The sequence below is a fragment of the Pseudomonas sp. WS 5503 genome, assembly GCF_012985385.1.
Classification (GTDB): Bacteria; Pseudomonadota; Gammaproteobacteria; order Pseudomonadales; family Pseudomonadaceae; genus Aquipseudomonas; species Aquipseudomonas paracarnis.
Window position 1 is genome coordinate 1 of sequence record NZ_JAAQWI010000013.1, and the last position, 15,729, is coordinate 15,729.

The window sequence follows — 15,729 nt, forward strand, 5'->3', positions numbered from 1 at the left end:
GACCATAGAGCATTGGAACCACCTGATCCCATCCCGAACTCAGCAGTGAAACGATGCATCGCCGATGGTAGTGTGGGGTTTCCCCATGTGAGAGTAGGTCATCGTCAAGATTAAATTCCAAAACCCCAATTGCGAAAGCAGTTGGGGTTTTGTTTTGCGCGCTCGAAAAGTGTCCGCCTTGTCGCCGTACACCTGTGCGCCCCAACCTCCGACCTGACTGCCCCTAAAAATTTGCACAGTTATTTCTGAGCGACACCACTAGAATAGCCACCTAATCATTTTTAGAGTCAGAGCCCTATCTATGCCCGATCCGGTTGATGCCCACGAGGTATCGGATTTACCGCTAGACGATCTGGTGGCATGCCATGAGTGCGACTTGCTGATGCGCAAACCAACGCTCGCCCTCGGCGAAAAAGCCCAATGTCCACGCTGTGGCTACGAGCTATACGCTCACCGTCACAATGTGGTCGAGCGCAGTCTCGCCTTGGTACTGGCAGCCCTGCTGCTGTACGTCCCCGCGAACTTTTTGCCCATCATGCAGCTCAATCTACTCGGGCAGTCTTCGGAGGACACCGTGTGGAGCGGCGTCGTTGGCCTGTTCGATACGGGCATGCAAGGCGTTGCCGCCGTGGTGTTCCTGTGCAGCATGGGCATCCCCTTGCTCAAGCTTCTGTGCCAGTTGGCAGTGCTGCTCAGTATTCGCTGGAACATAGGGCGCAATTACGGGCTGCTGCTATATCGCATCTACCACCACATGAAGGACTGGGGGATGTTGGAGGTCTACTTGATGGGTGTGCTGGTGGCGATCGTAAAGCTCGCCGACATGGCCTCCATCACAATTGGCCTGGGCCTGGTCTGCTTCGTGAGTCTATTAATGGTTCAAGTTCTGCTTGAGGTGGTGATGTCGCCCCATCAGATCTGGCAAGCGCTGTCAGGAGAGGATGACCATGCGGGCGATTGATGCAGGTATTCTGATTTGTACCGAATGCCATGAGTTGAACAAGCAGGAAGCGGATAGCGAGGAGCAACTCTGCACCCGTTGTGGCGCGTTGGTCCATGCCCGTCGCCCCAATAGCCTTACACGTACCTGGGCGCTGTTGATCACCGCGGCGATCCTGTATATCCCCGCTAACCTGTTACCCATCATGACGGTCAGCTCCCTCGGCCAAGGCGACCCCAGCACCATCATGTCGGGTGTCATCCAGCTGGTGCAGCACGGGATGTTTCCTATCGCTGCCGTGGTGTTCATCGCCAGTATCCTGGTACCGACCTTCAAGTTGGTCGGCATTGGCCTGCTGCTGTTCTCGGTGCAGCGTCACCAACCGCTGTCCGCGCAACAACGCATTGTGATGTATCGCTTTATCGAGTTCATTGGGCGTTGGTCCATGCTGGATATCTTCGTGATCGCCATCCTGGTGGCGCTCGTTAACTTTGGGCGGCTAGCCAGTATCGAGGCCAACCTCGGCGCTGCGGCGTTCGCCAGTGTGGTGATCTTGACGATGTTTGCCGCAGTAACTTTCGATCCCCGACTGATTTGGGATAACACGGAGTCGGACGACGACCATGAGTGATTTGCCTAAAGCTAAAACCCGCCCAGCCTCTAACTGGTCGGCCATTTGGGTGCTGCCCCTGATTGCCCTGATCATCGGTGGCTGGCTGGGGTGGCGTGCCTATTCCCAGCAAGGTATCGAGATTCAAGTTCGCTTTGAAAGCGGCGAAGGTATTCAGGTCAACAAGACCGAAGTGGTCTACAAAGGCATGACCGTGGGCAAGGTCAAAACCCTGGCCCTGGATGACGAAGGCAGCAATCGCGGGGTGATCGCCACCATCGAGATGAACAAGGACGTGGAGCAGTACCTCAAGACCAACACCCGCTTCTGGTTGGTCAAACCCAGCGTCAGCCTTGCCGGTATCACCGGCCTGGAAACCCTGGTTTCAGGTAACTACATCGCCGCCAGCCCCGGTGATGGCGAGCCCACGCGCAAGTTCAAGGCGCTCTCCGAAGAGCCGCCGTTATCCGACGCCAAGCCCGGCTTGCACCTGACCCTCAAGGCCGATCGCCTGGGCTCGTTGAACCGTGGCAGTCCGGTGTTCTACAAGCAGATTCAGGTCGGTCAGGTCAAAAGCTACCTGCTGTCTGAAGACCAGAGCACCGTCGAGGTCAAGGTCTATATCGAGCCGACCTATGCCAACCTGGTGCGCAAACACACGCGTTTCTGGAATGCCAGCGGCATCAGTATCGACGCCAACCTTTCCGGCTTGAAAGTGCGCAGCGAATCCCTCTCCAGCATTGTCGCCGGAGGTATCGCCTTCGCCACTCCTGAAAACCGCAAAGACAGCCCGCCCACCGACCCGAGCCTGCCTTTCCGCCTATACGAAGATTTCGACGCCGCCGCAGCGGGCATCAAGGTCAAGGTCAAACTCACCGACTTTGAAGGCCTGCAGGCCGGTCGTACGCCGGTCATGTACAAAGGCATCCAGGTCGGCAGCCTGAAAACCCTGAAGATCGACCCGGACCTGTCCAGCGCCAGTGCCGAGCTGACCCTCGATCCATTGGCTGAAGACTACCTGGTCGAAGACACGCAATTCTGGGTGGTCAAGCCGTCCATCTCCCTGGCGGGCATCACCGGCCTGGAGGCCTTGGTCAAGGGCAACTACATCGCGATTCGCCCAGGCGACAAAGGCACCCCGCCACAACGCGAATACGTAGCCCGCGCCAAGGCGCCACCTTTGGACCTGCGTTCCCCGGGCCTGCACATGGTGTTGCTCACCGACAGCCTGGGCTCGTTGGATGTCGGCAGCCCGATTCTGTACAAACAGGTCAAAGTCGGTTCGGTGCAGAGCTACCAGTTTTCACGCAAGAAAAAACAACTGGTGATCGGCGTTCATATCGAGAAGGAATACGAAAGCCTGGTCAACGGCTCGACGCGCTTCTGGAATGCCAGCGGCGTCACCCTTACGGGCGGGCTCACCGGCGGTATCCAGGTCAAAAGCGAATCCCTGGCCAGCCTGATGGCGGGCGGTATCGCCTTCGAAACGCCGGAACCGAACGTGCCATTAAAACATCGCATCCCGCGCTTTCGCCTGTATGCCGACCGTGATGCCGCCAACCAGCACGGCACTCTGGTGACCATCAAAGTCGACCGAGCCGACGGCCTGAGCGCCGGCACACCGGTGCGCTTCAAGGGACTGGATGTGGGCAAGATCGAGAGTGTCGACCTCAGTGCCGACATGCAGTCGGTGCTGCTCAAGGCGCGTATCACTCAGGTTGCGGACCGCATTGCGCGTACGGGCAGCCAGTTCTGGGTGGTCAAGCCGGAACTGGGGCTGATGAAGACGGCTAACCTGGAGACCCTGGTCACTGGCCAATACATCGAGGTGCAACCGGCCGCGAAAAACGCCGGCCCGCAGAAGAGCTTTGTCGCCCTGGCCCAGCCGCCTGAAACCGTGCATCAGGAAGCTGGCCTGAGCCTCACACTCAGCGCCGCCCGCCGTGGTTCGTTGAAGGAAGGGGTACCGGTGACCTACCGTGAAGTGACGGTCGGCAAAGTCACCGGCTATGAGCTGGGCCAGACCGCCGACCGTGTGTTGGTGCACATCCTGATCGAGCCCAAGTACGCACCTCTGGTACGCAGTGGCAGCCGCTTCTGGAACACCAGCGGCTTTGGCCTCGACTTCGGCTTGTTCAAGGGCGCGACCGTGCGTACCGAGTCTCTTGAAACGCTGGTGGCCGGCGGCATCGCCTTTGCCACCCCGGATGGCGAGCGCATGGGTAACCCGGCACGGCCGCAGCAGACGTTCCCGTTGTTCGACAAGTTTGAGGATGAATGGCTGACCTGGGCGCCTAAGATTCCACTCGGTAAATAAACCGAGGCGCGGCTATCGCGGGCAAGCCCTGCTCCCACAGGGATATGCATTTTCAGCAAGTATGCATTCCAACTGTGGGAGCCGGGCTTGCCCGCGTTGAGGCCCACAAACACACCGCAAATCCCAAGCCCCAAAAAAAAGGCCGCGATCCCAAAAGATCGCGGCCTTTTTGCCTCTCAGTACAACCCGTCAGACTTCATCCAGCTCCGGCTCGTCCGCCTGCACATTCATCGTCGCCTTCACCACATCATGGCGACGGATGTACTTCCAGTCCGCCTCATCAATGTAGATCCCGTTCGGCCCGCTGCCGCCCTCCAGGTCGATCGCCACCTGGGCGGACACCTGCGGCTTCACACTCGCCAGGATCGGTACAAAGCCCAATTGCAGGCTGGTTTCCAGCAGTGCTGCCTGGTTCTTTTCATCGATGTCTGCCGCTTCATCGAGGTAGTACGGCAACCGTACGCGACCGGCCTGGTCGCGGTCCATCAGGTGCAGCAACAAGTACATGTTGGTCAGCGCCTTGATGGTCATGGTAGTGCCGTTGGACGCAGCGCCGTCGATGTCGGTATGGATCACCGGCTGGCCGTTGACCTTGGTGATTTCGAACGCCAATTCGAACAAGTCCTTGAGGCCCAACTGGTTATGGTTGGCGGCGACCAGGCGAGCCAGGTATTCCTTGGCTTCTTCGTTCTTGTTGTCCTGTTCGGCGCTCTGGCTGAGGTCGAACACCGAGAGGGTCTCGCCTTCTTCATACTGACCGGCACTGTGGATGATCTGGTCGATATGCTTGAGCGCTTCCTTGTTCGGCGCCAGTACGATGCGGAAGCTTTGCAGGTTGGAGACCTGGCGCTTGTTGATCTCGCGGTTGAACAACGCCAACTGGTGTTCCAGGCTGTCGTAGTCACTACGGATGTTGCGCAGGGTACGGGCGATGTCGGTGACCGCTGCACGGCGCGCCTTGCCGAGGGTCAGCGCCTCGTCGGTACGGTGCGCATAGGCGTTGATCAGCAGTTGCAGACGACGCTCGACATCATCCTCACTGTCGAACTTGGCCACGCCCTTGAGACGCACCTGGGCGTACAGCGCTTCGATCTGGCCATCGGCGCGCAGCAAACCCTGCCAGCTGTCCTGATAGTCATTGAGCAGCGGCAGCAGGTTGTCCATGGAGTCGTCGACCGGGTCCATGAACGGCGTACCGAACGGCAGATCCGCCGGCAACAGCTGACGACGGCGCAACGCGTCATCCAGCGTGCGTTGCTTGGCTTCCATATCGCCGATCTGACGGCCGACCAGTTGCAGCTTGGCCGACAGTTGCTGGACGCGCTCGGTAAAGGCATCGCTGGAACGCTTCAACTCGTCCTGGGCCGCTTCCATCTGCGCCAGGTTTTCCAGCTTCTCGCCTTCTTCGGCGCTCAGGGTCTGGGTGCGGCGGAAGTCTTCCAGGGCCTTTTGGGCATCCAGTACCTGCTGGTACAGCGCTTCGGTCTGGGTCTTGCTTGCGGCGCGGTCGGACGCCACGGCCTGCTGGGTTTTCAGTTGCTTGAGCTCTTTTTCCAGGCGCTCTTTCTGGTCACGCAACGCGGCGCGATCCGCCAGGGCTTGCAGTGCCGGCGGCTCGATGTGCGAGATGTCGATGGACAGCCCCGGCACCTCAAAGCGCTCGCCCTTGAAGCCATCGAGAATCTGCTCCAGGGATTTGACCCATTGGCCGTCCTCGTCCAGCGTGATGCCATGTTCGCCCAGCGGCAGGCTGAACAGCGAGCTGTTGAAAAGGCGCATCAGGCGCTCGACATCCTGCTGCGAAAATTCTTCGCGCAGCTTGGCGTAGCTGTTGTTATCCGCGTGATCGAGCTGCTGCTTGACCGACTTCAAGCGCTTTTCCAGGTCGCGCAGGCGTTCTTCCAAGTCCTCGGCGCTGAACTGCCGCGACTGCGCCAAGGCGCCCGCCAGTTCATCGTGGGCATCCTTGGCGGCGAGCAATTGCTGCTCCAGCATCTTGACGTCATCCACCAGGGCAAAGCGGTGCTTGAGCACCGACAACTCGCCCAACCAACGCTGGATGCCACTGATTTCCCGCTCCAGGCGCATCAGCTCCTGTGTGCCGCCGCGCTGGTCGTTTTGCAGCGCGTCCTGCTCGTTGCGGTAGTGTTCGGCCTGGATGGTCAGCTCTTCCTTGCGCGCACTGGCGTAGTCCGACCAGGTCCCCAGCAACGAATCCAGCAGCGGCGACAGGCGATGCAGTTTGCCGCGCAGGGCGTCGCGCTGTTTCACGCCATTGGCCAGGGCTTCAACCAAGGGGCCGGCAGCCACCAGCGAGTTGTAGTCCTGCTCCATGCGTCGCACATCACGGAAGGCTTCTTCACAGGCCGCGATGTAGTCGACACTGCCCGAACGCAGGCTGTGTTCGAAGGCATCAAGGAACAGTTGCTTGAGCTTGGCCGCGGTGATTTCGCGCATGTGCAGCAGGTTGATAAACAGCGCGCGGAACGTCTTCAGGCTCTGCTCGCTGGTGGAGCGCAGCGGAATCAGCGTCAGGTCCAGCGGGACTGACGTATGCCCGCCCACCAGCAAGCGCCGCAGTTCATCGGGCTTGAGCTCGTAGGCTTTCAGGCCCTCGCGCTCAAGGTTGGTGAACAGCTCTTTCTGGCGCAGGCAGGTGTCGTTTTTCTGGTAGTGGGTAAGGTCCAGCTTGCCGGCGTAGGCAAAGAACTGGTGACCAAAGCCGCCGCCCGGGCCGCGGCCGACCACGCCGATAACGTGCGGGCCGTGGGGCAGAGAGACTTCTACCAGGATGTAGCTGGTGTCGGTGGCAAAGTAGAAACGCCGCGATTGTTCCAGGGTGTACTTGCCGAAGCTCATGTCCGACATGCGTGCCAGGATCGGGAATTGCAAGGCGTTGATCGAGGCGGATTTACCCAGGTTGTTGGCGCCGTACACCGACAGCGGTTCTTCCAGCGGGAACAAGCCCAGGCTGTAACCGGCGGTGTTCAATAGGGCGAAGCGGCGGATGCCGTAGCGTTCCTTACTCATGCGTCGGTCTCCTGTTCTTCGGCAATGGCACGGGCCAAGGCATCTTCTTCGCTTTCTTCGGTGAAGGCGCTCAGATCCAGCGGGTCATCGGTCTTCAGCAGTTTCTCGTCGCTGTCTTCGTCGATAATCACCGGTGCCGGCAGCGGCAGTACGCTGTGTACGCTGGCGGCAAGGTCGCGGTCCTGCTGCACCGACAGGCACACATCCAGGAAGCGGTGCATCGGCGGCAGGAAGCGGTAGATACCGTTGTCTTCGCTGGCAAAACCCAGTTGGGTCATGCGGCGCATGATTTTTTCTTCGAGCTCTTCCTGGGTCTGTACCTCGGCCTGGATAAACAGGTCACGGTATTTCTCCAGCAACGAAGGCAATTCATCGCGGCCCAGGCTGCCGCCGTCGAGCACCGCAATCGGGTCGCGACCCTGGTCGGCCAGGTGTTCGACGATGATGAAGGTGAACAGGGCCAGGCGCTGGGCGGTTTTGTTCACCTGCGCGGCAGCCACGGCAGTGTCCGGCACGAAGTAATAGAAGCCGCGGGTATCGCACACCAGCTCAAAGCCCAGGGCCTTGAACAGCGTGCGGTACTGGTCCTGGAAGTTCGACAATTGCGCGTACAGCTCCGGGTCGCGACGGCTGACGTGGTAACCCTTGAACAGCTCGCGAAAGATCGGCGCCAGCTGGGACAGTTCGGATAGATCAAGATGCATAAGGCGTGCTCGCAGAATTCTCAGTGGCATCGACGCCGGCCGGGAGCAGGGCGAAGGAGCGCAGGCTGACCTGGTGCTCGTGGGTGTGGTAATCGCGACGTTCCAGGCGCTCGCGCTTGAAGCGTTTTTCCCGGGACAGGCGCGAGAACCAGTACAGCAATTCATCGGTGGCGCCGTCCGGTTCCTGCTCCAGCAGCCAGGTCATCAGGTCGGGCATCGGCAGCGCGTCTTCGCAGCGTTCGAGCATTTCCTTGACCGTACGCGGTGCGCGCGGGGCTTCGCCTTTGTGGGACTTGTGCGCCTTGGGGAAACGCGCCGGCTTGGGCTCGAAATTGGCCAGGGCATACACATAGGCCTCGACCTGGCTCGCACTGCCCAAAAAGGTACTTTGCGGCCGGGTGAACATCGGCATCGCCGCTTGCGGCACCGCGTCCAGGCCTTTGCGGCGAATCGCCGACAGGGCCAGCGCCGCACCGCGAGTCACGGCGTTATGCCGGCGTGCTTCTTCACGCAGCGGCAGCAGCAACTCCCGCGCATGGCGCAAGGTCAGCTGGGCGCTGGTTTGCATCTCGAGGATGCGCGCATGGGTGCGCAGCAGCATGTCGTCATCTACCAGGTGGCCAAGACGCTGTTGCTCGGTGAGCATGCGCAGCAGCACGTTTTCCACCTTGCGTACGCCTTGCTCGAAGGCGCCGTCGGCGTTCACCAGTTGGATCATCGGCTCGACGTACTCGTCCCAGGTCGCCAATACCTCGGCGTAACGCTGGCGCAACGGGATCTGGCGGTCGCTGGTCTTGGCGCGGTCGGCCACGGCGGCGAGGGCCTGTTCGTCGTTGGCGAGTTTTTTGAGCACATCGCGCACGCGCATATCCAGAAGGCGCAGTTGCCGGGCCAGGTCGTGGCCGTCACGGATGTCGAAGGCGTCCTGGATGTAACCGGCCAGACGCTCCAGGTGACGCAGGTAGGCTTCGATTTCCAGGCACAGGCCAAGCCGGTGCTCCTTGCGAAGATAGGCGAGGAAGTCGTGGATCTGCGCGTTGAGCTCGAAACGGTTCGGGCTCTTGGCGACAGGTACCAGGATATCCAGGCGAATCCACACGTCCAGTAGGCTGGTGATGTCCTGGGGCGTGCTGTCCAGTTGTTGGGCGGCCAACTGTGCGCGCAGCTCGGCCAGGCTCAGGGTGCCTTGGTCGAAGTGTTCGCACAGAGGCTCAAGTAAGGCCCAGTGTTCGGCGAGGGCGCGCAGGACGCGCTTGGGTTCGATCATGGGAATGGCCGGCTGGTTGGCGATTAAAAGTCGCGATTGTACTGCATCAGGCGCGGGATTTATCCACAGCCGGTCAGTGCGCAGTGGGCGATTGTTGCCGAACAGCGGTAGAATCCCCGCTCTTTACTTATCCACAAGTGGCCGAGCTGTGCTTATCGAGTCCCGACGTCGCGCTTACTTGACCGCCATGCAGGTGGTCAACTGGCTGCCCCGCACCGAACTGCCGTTTGCCGCGCCTTCGCGGCCCGAGTTGTTGCAGGCGCTTGAGCCTTATGAGGCGTTCGAGTCGTCGGGGGAAGAAGCGGCCGCGCCCGTGGCGGTGGTCAAGCCCACCCCTGAGACGCGCCCGGTGGTCGAACGGGCCAAGATCGAAGTGCCGCGCCCTGCGCCGGTGACCAAAGCTGCCAAGGTGGTGGAGGAGGCTGTGCCGGTGGCCAAGGCGCCGGTCGTGCCGCCGCCACGCTTTGCCCTGCAATTGCTGCGGGCCGGGCGTTGCCTGTTGCTGGTGGAACTGCCGACCGGCGAACGTTTCCAGTCCCGCGACCCGGCCTACCTTTTGCTCAAGGACATGCTGCGCGCCGCCGGCCTGCCCGACAGCCCGCAAATCGTCGGTGAGCCGGTGCGCTGGCCGCTGCTGGTGCGCGGCACCATGGACCAGGGCCCCGAGGCCGCACGAGATTTCGTCCAGGGGTTTGTCTCGGCACGCCTGGAAGACGAGCCTTGCGTGTGCCTGTGGCTGATCGGCCTGCCCGCTGTGCGGTTTGCCGGTGAAGCAAACGCCGAGGCCTGGTACCGCGAGCTGCAGGTTGAAGGCCTGGGTTCGGTGTGGGCCCTGCCGGGCCTGGAATTATTAATGGAAGAGCCACAGCGTAAGGCTGATGTCTGGCAAGCCATGCGCCGGCTGATGGCGCGCTGGAAAACAACTGATGAGTGAGGCTTTATCCTTTCGCCCGATGACCGAGGCCGACCTCGACGCCGTGCTGAAAATCGAATACGCGGCGTTCAGCCACCCCTGGACCCGCGGGATTTTTCTCGACGGGCTGGGCAAGTACCAGATCTGGCTGATGTTCGAAGGCGAGCAGCAAGTGGGGCACGGGGTGGTGCAGATCATTCTCGATGAAGCGCACTTGCTGAACATTACTGTGAAGCCGGAAAACCAGGGCCGTGGTTTGGGCCTTGCTTTGCTGGAGCACCTGATGTCCCGTGCCTATGCGGCCAATGCCCGGGAGTGCTTCCTGGAAGTGCGCGACAGCAATACCGGCGCGTTTCGCCTGTATGAGCGTTATGGCTTCAACGAGATCGGCCGTCGCCGGGATTACTACCCGGCGGTGGGTGGCCGCGAAGATGCAGTCGTGATGGCCTGCACCCTCGTCGACTGAACAACCGTGAGCTGTAGGAGCGAGCTTGCTCGCGAAAAACGTCAACGATAACGCGTGCTTCCTGGATGACCGCGGCGCCGGTGGGTTTTTCGCGAGCAAGCTCGCTCCTACACCTACATAGGGTGATGATCGATCAGCGCTTGCGGTTCAGTGGGTCCAGATCAGCCAGTTCCGCCTCATCCAACCCATTCCCGCCACCAATGTCATTCTCTCCCACGACGCTCAAGTCATAGTCGGCGGCATTGTCTTCGCCTTCCTCCTGCGCATCCCGCGCGCCGTCCTCACGGATCAGCGTCTCCGGGCTCATATCGTCGTCGGTGGAATCATGATCATCCGTCGATGCGCCGGTCAGCCCGGCTTCGCGCACCCGTTCGTCGGGCATCAGATGGTCGCGCTCACGGCGGGGCAGCTCGTCGCCGATTTCCGCAGTCTGGTCCTGCTCGTCAAAATCCAGCTCGCGCATCTCACCCATGCGGTCTTCGTTGTCATCGATCGGTTCCGGCTGCGTTGCGCCGTAGGGACGTCGTGATTCAGTCATGGCCAATCCTCATACTGTGGGGCTTATAGTGTGTGGACAGGCATGGCAGCCAAAAAATTCAAGCTAATTAGCGCCTGGCGTGACCCGGACGAGGGCTTGTCAGTCACAAACCTGCGCATCATTCCTGAGGCTTCCCTGATGAACGAACTACAAGACCTGCTTGATAACAACGAACGCTGGGCGGACGCGATCAAACAGGAAGATCCCGAATTCTTCGCCAAGCTCGCCCGCCAGCAGACCCCGGAATACCTGTGGATCGGCTGCTCCGATGCCCGTGTACCGGCCAACGAGATCGTCGGCATGTTGCCCGGTGATCTGTTTGTGCATCGCAACGTGGCCAACGTGGTGCTGCACACTGACCTCAACTGCCTGTCGGTGATCCAGTACGCGGTGGACGTGCTCAAGGTCAAACACATCCTCGTCACCGGTCACTACGGCTGTGGCGGCGTGCGTGCGTCGATGCAGGACCGCCAGTTCGGCCTGATCGACGGCTGGCTACGCACCATTCGCGACCTTTACTACGAAAACCGCGATGTGCTGGCCCAGTTGCCGACCGAAGAAGAGCGTGTGGACCGCATGTGCGAGCTCAACGTGATCCAGCAGGTGGCCAACGTCGGCCACACCAGCATTGTGCAAAATGCCTGGCATCGCGGGCAGAGCCTGTCGATCCATGGCTGTATCTATGGCATCAAGGACGGTCGCTGGAAGAGTTTGAACACCACCATCAGTGGCTTCGAGCAACTGCCGCCGCAATACCGCCTGCGTCCGTTGGGCGAAGCCTAAGGTCGTTTGTGCTCACGCCACCAGGCCATGAAGGCCTGGCCTTCGGCGTTCAGCGGCTCCTTGCTGCCGGTGATCCAGCCCCGGCAGTTCAGCTCGCCGCAATGGCAAGCGAACTGCCGGGCCAGTGTGTCTTCGGTGGTGGCGTAATCCAGCGTCAGCAAGCTGCCGGCGCCGATGGGTTGCACCGTCCATAGCTCCAGGTACGTCGTGTCTAGAAACACGTTCGGGTTGCAGGAGTGCTGTAACAGGCCGCAGAGCCAACAATCGTACAAGTGGATGCGGGGTGACAGTTGCAGCGTGTACGGGCGCCGTTCGCTCACGGCATAACCGGAAACCTTAGCAATGCGCGTGCGACTCTCAAAGGCCACGCGCGCCGTGACCCTGGCCGCAACCCCTTCAGCCTCTTGCTTGACCTCAAAGTGCTCGGTCGAGGGGTAACCCTGTTCCACGAGCAGCGTCTTGAAGGGATAGAGGCAGTCATTCACAGCCGTTTCAGCCTTATCCATGGCTCGAGTTTTCATCACTCTCCTGAGCGGGGCTGCATGGACCTGCGGGTGTGACGGCCAGTCTTGCAGCAAATGGGCGCGGCCCTAGATTCGCCGAAGTGGGATCCGGTTTCTACTGTCAAAGTTGACAGTAGAAACGGTTTCTTCGCCTTAAAGCGCGGGGGCTATGACGGTGGGCGTGGGAGCGGCATTTCTCAACAGTTTCAACTGCGCTTTGATAGGCGCTGTGGCGCACTTGGCGTTGGCCTGCTCGGGCGTCAGGTGGCGCACCGAGGTGTAGAACAATTCACACGTCTGCTCCTTGCGCGTGACTTGCCAAGTGTTCAGGCAGGCCTTGAGCAATACGTTCGCATCGCTGGCGGGTTTCTGGCCCATGCCTGCTTGCCAGCAGGCGGCGCTCAAGTCCTGGCCCATCACTTTCAAACCGGCGTCATCAGCCTTTTGTTCATCACCGTCATAGCTGTCGGGGCTGGCCGCATACCAAATGTAACTTGGGTGGTTGGCGCCCAATACCGCGACGGTTTTGCCAGGCTCCGGGCTGATCTGCGCCAGGCTCAGCACGCCCACGGTTTGCCCGTATTGTTGCTTGATCCAGCTACGCACTGGCGCGCCGAAGGCCACCATGGGTAATGCGCCGCCAGGGCGCAGGCTCAGTTCCTTGACCATGCGGGTCTGGTAGTCGGTGAAATACCCGTAGACGGTTTCCAGGTCTTTGCCGGCATTGGACGGCGCAGCGATGGGCGCGATATCGATGATGGTCTGGTACGCCGGCGTTTCCGTGGCCGGTACGCCATTTTCGCTTAACAAGGTGGCCCAGCGGTCGGTGGTGGCCGATTCCAGGTAATCCTGGGCCTGGGTCAGCGAGTAATCCGGAGGGAAGTGCAACAGCTCGATGCTTTTGCGGTTTTCCAGGGCCATGCCCAACGGCAGGAACAGGTACCAGTTGTAGGCCCATTTGCCATCGCTGTTGAGCTGGCTGGCGCCTTGGTAAGCCAGGTCGGCGGTATTGAGCAGCGTGGTCAGTGGCTGGCCGTAACTGTCGGGCACGCCGCTGAAGGTCGCCGTGACCTGACCGTCGTGGGTCTTCACACTGACCTTGGCCCGGCTGTAACCGTCACGTTGCAGGCTCTGGTTCAAATAGTGTTCGGCGGTCTGCTCCAGTGACCATGGCCGGAAGCAGATCACATTGCAGTTGTTGGGGTACGCGAACAACTGGGTGACGCGCTGCGTGCTGCCCAGTGGCACCTCGATGTCGGCCTGTACGACCGCACTCGCCAGTAGTGCGGCGAGGGTGAAGGACAGCCTGGTCGGTTTAAACATAGTCGATTCCTTGTCAGCGAAGCCCGTCTGCGCGGGATGGAAGCCCACCTGCACACAGTAGCGGCTGACCGGGAAAATCGCGTGTTAAATCGCCCGGCATGTCGTTATTGGATAAGCCCCTACAGGCTGAACTGCAAGGCATTGCTCAGATCGCCCATGGGTTTCTGGCCGCGCGCGATCATCGCGTCATCGCGCTGCTTGAGGCCGTCCAGGGTTTCCAACTGGAACACCCGGGTGATCAAACGCAGGATCGATGCCGTGTCGTACACCGTATGGTCCACCGTGCCTTTGCGGGCAAACGGCGACACCACCAGCGCCGGAACCCGCGAGCCCGGGCCCCAGCGGTCACCCTGGGGCGGCGCCACGTGGTCCCACCAGCCGCCGTTTTCATCCACGGTCACCACCACCACCATGTTTTTCCACTGCGGGCTTTCTTGCAGCACCTTCAAGGCGCGGGCGATATGGCGATCGCCCGAGGCCACATCGGCATAACCGGCGTGCATGTTCAGGTTGCCCTGGGGCTTGTAGAAACTCACGGCGGGCAGCTTGCCGGCCTGGGCGTCGGCGAAGAACCGGTTGGTGCTTGACTCATCGCCCAAACCGCCGTCGCGCAGGCGCCTGGCACGTTCTGCCGGGTTCTGCGGCCCTTGCTGCTTGAAGTAATTGAACGGCTGGTGGTGGTACTGGAAATTCGGAATCTTGGGGATGCCGCCGGAGTCCTTGAACTGCTCCAGGGTGGCTTGCCACGCACCGGCGTACCAGGCCCAGTCGATGTTCTTCTTCGACAGCTTGTCGCCAATATGCTCGTGGGTTTGCGGCACCAGCACATTGGGCAGGTCTGGCTTGGAATAATCCGGGTTTTGCGGGTCGCGGATCCAGGTGGGCCAGTAGGGTGGGGCCAGGGTGTTTACGCCGTAACCATCGGGTGTCAATGCGCTGGGGCCGAATTGTGGTGGGCCGGTCATGGCGCTGGCCGGTGACGTGTCCAAGGGCTTTAGGCGCGTGCCGCTGGGGTCATCGCTTTGCAGCGTGGCGATCTGCGCCTTGGCCACCGACTGCGCGGCATTGGGATAAAACGGCGCGGTGGCGCTGATCAGGTACTGGTGGTTAAGGAACGAGCCACCAAACGCGCCCTGGAAGAAGTTATCGCACAGCACAAACTCCTTGGCCACGTCCCACAGGCGCAGGGCATAACGGCTTTGGGCGTAATGGCCCATCACCAGCCCACCGGAATCGCCCCAGGCGACAAAACCATCATTCTTGCCGCCGTTGATCTGCATCTGGATCTGGTAGAACACGTGCCATAGGTCGCGGGTCACCAGGCTCAATGGCAGGTCTTCGCCCTGCGGGCCTTTGAGGGCGAACGGCGCGTTGGGCAGGTTTTGCTGGAATTGCACTTCGCTGGGGTAAGTCACCCCGTCCACCGTTTGTGGGCCGACCTGCAACACACCGCCCCAGCTCGGTGGCAGGGCAGGCAATACGCTGCCATCGCGGTCGCGCTGCTGGAAGTCCTTGGCGGTTAACGCCGACAGCGGATTCTCCACCCCGGGGAAATCTGCGAACAGGTTGTTGAAGCTGCGGTTCTCGGCATAAATCACCACCACGGTTTTCACCTGCTCGCGCAGCGCCTTGTCCAGTTCCTGGGGCGTGAGCGGCCGCGCCACGGGTGGGTTCGGTGCTTCGCTGGTATTGCCGCAGGCACTCAAGGTCGCCCCCACCCCCAACACCGCCGCACCGCCGAGGAAGCGCCGACGGCTGGTGTCTACCCGCGTTTTGGGGGCGCAGTCGTGGGCAGGGTGGTCGTTGTGCTCGTCACTCATTGCGAGGAATCCTTGGCGAGATGTTGCAAGATATTTCGCAGGACGGTAGCAATGGAATGTGACGGAACAAAGACAGGCGTGTGATGGGCGGGGCGTGTCTACTCGGCTCAAGCGCTGCTAGACTGCCCTTCTAATGCACATCACTGAGGTGAGTCGTGAGACCTTCAACTGCACTTGATCTGCAACGAACGGCTGTACGAGAAGTGGTCGGACGTTTCCGTATTTCCAATCCCAGAGTATTTGGGTCGGTACTGATGGGGACTGACCAAGAAGGCAGTGATCTTGATTTGCTGGTAGACGCGCCGCCGGGCACAACGCTCTTTGATCTCGGTGGGTTGCAGGTCGAGCTTGAGGACTTGCTCGGCGTTAATGTCGACCTGCTTACGCCTGGCGACTTGCCTTTGAAGTTTCGCGATAAAGTGCTAGCGGAGGCCCGGCCAGTATGACGGAACGTCGGCTAGGGGATTATCTGGCAAGCTGCCACTGACGCGATCACTTTTGTAGAGGGCTTGAGC

14 protein-coding genes and 1 rRNA gene are annotated in these 15,729 nt (G+C 60.7%); 8 read left to right on the forward strand and 7 right to left on the reverse strand.

The features are described from left to right. From rrf to HBO10_RS27140, 4 genes are all read left to right on the forward strand, one after another. A 5S ribosomal RNA gene (gene rrf, locus HBO10_RS27125) occupies positions 1-110 on the forward strand; the annotation flags it as partial. Positions 111-301: 191 nt separating this feature from the next. Beyond that, positions 302-961, forward strand: a complete 660-nt coding sequence (locus HBO10_RS27130) for a paraquat-inducible protein A (RefSeq protein ID WP_034128130.1) — start codon at positions 302-304, stop codon at positions 959-961. Further along, the gene (locus HBO10_RS27135) at positions 948-1,571 is read left to right on the forward strand and encodes a paraquat-inducible protein A (RefSeq protein ID WP_034128129.1); all 624 of its coding nucleotides are present in this window, start codon (positions 948-950) and stop codon (positions 1,569-1,571) included. The genes HBO10_RS27130 and HBO10_RS27135 overlap by 14 nt, the downstream gene beginning before the upstream one ends. After that, positions 1,564-3,867 carry an MlaD family protein gene (locus HBO10_RS27140; RefSeq protein ID WP_034128128.1) on the forward strand — a complete coding sequence of 768 codons (2,304 nt, stop codon included), beginning with the start codon at positions 1,564-1,566 and terminating at the stop codon, positions 3,865-3,867. Before HBO10_RS27135 ends, HBO10_RS27140 begins: the two co-directional genes overlap by 8 nt. Positions 3,868-4,056: 189 nt before the next feature. Here the strand turns inward: HBO10_RS27140 and mksF are convergent, their stop codons facing one another. Genes mksF through mksB form a run of 3 tightly spaced genes read right to left on the reverse strand, consistent with a single transcriptional unit; the run spans position 4,057 to position 8,868 of the window. Then, positions 4,057-6,897: an Mks condensin complex protein MksF gene (gene mksF, locus HBO10_RS27145; RefSeq protein WP_034128127.1), complete on the reverse strand. Its 2,841-nt coding sequence runs from the start codon at positions 6,895-6,897 to the stop codon at positions 4,057-4,059. After that, positions 6,894-7,601, reverse strand: coding sequence for an Mks condensin complex protein MksE (gene mksE, locus HBO10_RS27150; RefSeq protein ID WP_003188281.1), 708 nt, complete (start codon positions 7,599-7,601; stop codon positions 6,894-6,896). Before mksE ends, mksF begins: the two co-directional genes overlap by 4 nt. After that, positions 7,591-8,868 carry an Mks condensin complex protein MksB gene (gene mksB, locus HBO10_RS27155; protein ID WP_003188283.1) on the reverse strand — a complete coding sequence of 426 codons (1,278 nt, stop codon included), beginning with the start codon at positions 8,866-8,868 and terminating at the stop codon, positions 7,591-7,593. The genes mksE and mksB overlap by 11 nt, the downstream gene beginning before the upstream one ends. A gap of 187 nt (positions 8,869-9,055) precedes the next feature. Here mksB and HBO10_RS27160 point away from each other — a divergent pair, with 187 nt between their 5' ends. Together HBO10_RS27160 and rimI are read left to right on the forward strand one after the other, a co-directional pair. Continuing rightward, positions 9,056-9,802, forward strand: coding sequence for a hypothetical protein (locus HBO10_RS27160; protein ID WP_052199989.1), 747 nt, complete (start codon positions 9,056-9,058; stop codon positions 9,800-9,802). Continuing rightward, on the forward strand, positions 9,795-10,247 hold the full coding sequence (gene rimI, locus HBO10_RS27165; RefSeq protein WP_003188286.1) for a ribosomal protein S18-alanine N-acetyltransferase: 453 nt from the start codon (positions 9,795-9,797) through the stop codon (positions 10,245-10,247). Before HBO10_RS27160 ends, rimI begins: the two co-directional genes overlap by 8 nt. A gap of 133 nt (positions 10,248-10,380) precedes the next feature. Here rimI and HBO10_RS27170 read toward each other — a convergent pair whose 3' ends face one another. Further along, entirely contained in the window at positions 10,381-10,785 is a 405-nt protein-coding gene (locus HBO10_RS27170) for a hypothetical protein (protein WP_034128125.1), read from the reverse strand. Between the two features lie 138 nt (positions 10,786-10,923). Between HBO10_RS27170 and can the strand changes: the two genes are divergently transcribed. Further along, entirely contained in the window at positions 10,924-11,568 is a 645-nt protein-coding gene (can, locus tag HBO10_RS27175) for a carbonate dehydratase (RefSeq protein ID WP_003188288.1), read from the forward strand. On the opposite strand, the gene HBO10_RS27180 is transcribed toward can, so the two are convergent. The 3 genes from HBO10_RS27180 to acpA form a co-directional block, all read right to left on the reverse strand. Beyond that, positions 11,565-12,089, reverse strand: coding sequence for a hypothetical protein (locus HBO10_RS27180; RefSeq protein WP_034128124.1), 525 nt, complete (start codon positions 12,087-12,089; stop codon positions 11,565-11,567). The genes can and HBO10_RS27180 overlap by 4 nt on opposite strands. A 135-nt stretch (positions 12,090-12,224) precedes the next feature. Then, positions 12,225-13,394, reverse strand: a complete 1,170-nt coding sequence (locus tag HBO10_RS27185; RefSeq protein WP_034128123.1) for a hypothetical protein — start codon at positions 13,392-13,394, stop codon at positions 12,225-12,227. 119 nt (positions 13,395-13,513) lie between these two features. Continuing rightward, positions 13,514-15,214, reverse strand: a complete 1,701-nt coding sequence (gene acpA, locus HBO10_RS27190) for an acid phosphatase (RefSeq protein ID WP_169922173.1) — start codon at positions 15,212-15,214, stop codon at positions 13,514-13,516. Positions 15,215-15,369: 155 nt separating this feature from the next. Between acpA and HBO10_RS27195 the strand changes: the two genes are divergently transcribed. Then, entirely contained in the window at positions 15,370-15,660 is a 291-nt protein-coding gene (locus HBO10_RS27195) for a nucleotidyltransferase family protein (protein WP_032893707.1), read from the forward strand. The last annotated feature ends 69 nt before the right edge of the window (positions 15,661-15,729 follow it).

What these genes read in the sequence shown, in the direction of transcription:
- mksB (WP_003188283.1), bottom strand. Translation starts at nt 8,868, where the DNA reads ATGATCGAACCCAAGCGCGTCCTGCGCGCCCTCGCCGAACACTGGGCC.
- HBO10_RS27140 (WP_034128128.1), top strand. Translation starts at nt 1,564, where the DNA reads ATGAGTGATTTGCCTAAAGCTAAAACCCGCCCAGCCTCTAACTGGTCG.
- mksF (WP_034128127.1), bottom strand. Translation starts at nt 6,897, where the DNA reads ATGAGTAAGGAACGCTACGGCATCCGCCGCTTCGCCCTATTGAACACC.
- acpA (WP_169922173.1), bottom strand. Translation starts at nt 15,214, where the DNA reads ATGAGTGACGAGCACAACGACCACCCTGCCCACGACTGCGCCCCCAAA.
- rimI (WP_003188286.1), top strand. Translation starts at nt 9,795, where the DNA reads ATGAGTGAGGCTTTATCCTTTCGCCCGATGACCGAGGCCGACCTCGAC.
- HBO10_RS27160 (WP_052199989.1), top strand. Translation starts at nt 9,056, where the DNA reads ATGCAGGTGGTCAACTGGCTGCCCCGCACCGAACTGCCGTTTGCCGCG.
- HBO10_RS27170 (WP_034128125.1), bottom strand. Translation starts at nt 10,785, where the DNA reads ATGACTGAATCACGACGTCCCTACGGCGCAACGCAGCCGGAACCGATC.
- HBO10_RS27135 (WP_034128129.1), top strand. Translation starts at nt 948, where the DNA reads ATGCGGGCGATTGATGCAGGTATTCTGATTTGTACCGAATGCCATGAG.
- mksE (WP_003188281.1), bottom strand. Translation starts at nt 7,601, where the DNA reads ATGCATCTTGATCTATCCGAACTGTCCCAGCTGGCGCCGATCTTTCGC.
- HBO10_RS27185 (WP_034128123.1), bottom strand. Translation starts at nt 13,394, where the DNA reads ATGTTTAAACCGACCAGGCTGTCCTTCACCCTCGCCGCACTACTGGCG.
- can (WP_003188288.1), top strand. Translation starts at nt 10,924, where the DNA reads ATGAACGAACTACAAGACCTGCTTGATAACAACGAACGCTGGGCGGAC.
- HBO10_RS27180 (WP_034128124.1), bottom strand. Translation starts at nt 12,089, where the DNA reads ATGAAAACTCGAGCCATGGATAAGGCTGAAACGGCTGTGAATGACTGC.
- HBO10_RS27130 (WP_034128130.1), top strand. Translation starts at nt 302, where the DNA reads ATGCCCGATCCGGTTGATGCCCACGAGGTATCGGATTTACCGCTAGAC.